We start from the raw sequence: 294 nt of genomic DNA, 5'->3' as shown, positions 1-294 counted from the left end.
GCAGGGGCGGAGGGATTCGAACCCCCAACCGTCGGTTTTGGAGACCGCTGTTCTACCAATTGGAACTACGCCCCTAAATTTCCCTACCCTACAATCGGTGCAGGATTGGACGCGGTATTATACCTATTATGCTTTTTGACGCAAGTCTAGCCTCGCCCTTCTCCACCCTATCAGGCATAAAAAAGCCCGGCGAAAGCCGGGCTCTTAAAATCAACAAGACTGCTTAGTCCATGATTTTTGATACAACGCCTGCACCTACGGTACGGCCACCCTCACGGATAGCGAAACGCAGAC

General features: G+C 52.0%; 1 protein-coding gene and 1 tRNA gene. Both read right to left on the bottom strand.

Annotated elements, in window-relative coordinates; genetic code table 11:
• Position 1 precedes the first annotated feature (1 nt).
• A tRNA-Trp gene (locus tag Q5L94_RS13585) sits at positions 2 to 75 on the bottom strand.
• Positions 76 to 223: 148 nt separating this feature from the next.
• Positions 224 to 294 (bottom strand): hypothetical protein (locus tag Q5L94_RS13580; RefSeq protein WP_317498017.1); only part of this gene is annotated, 71 nt, incomplete at its 5' end.

The sequence above is a fragment of the Idiomarina sp. Sol25 genome, assembly GCF_033052775.1.
Classification (GTDB): domain Bacteria; phylum Pseudomonadota; class Gammaproteobacteria; order Enterobacterales; family Alteromonadaceae; genus Idiomarina.
The sequence above is the reverse complement of the archived record's forward strand: the minus strand, read 5'-3'. Positions and strand labels throughout refer to the sequence as shown.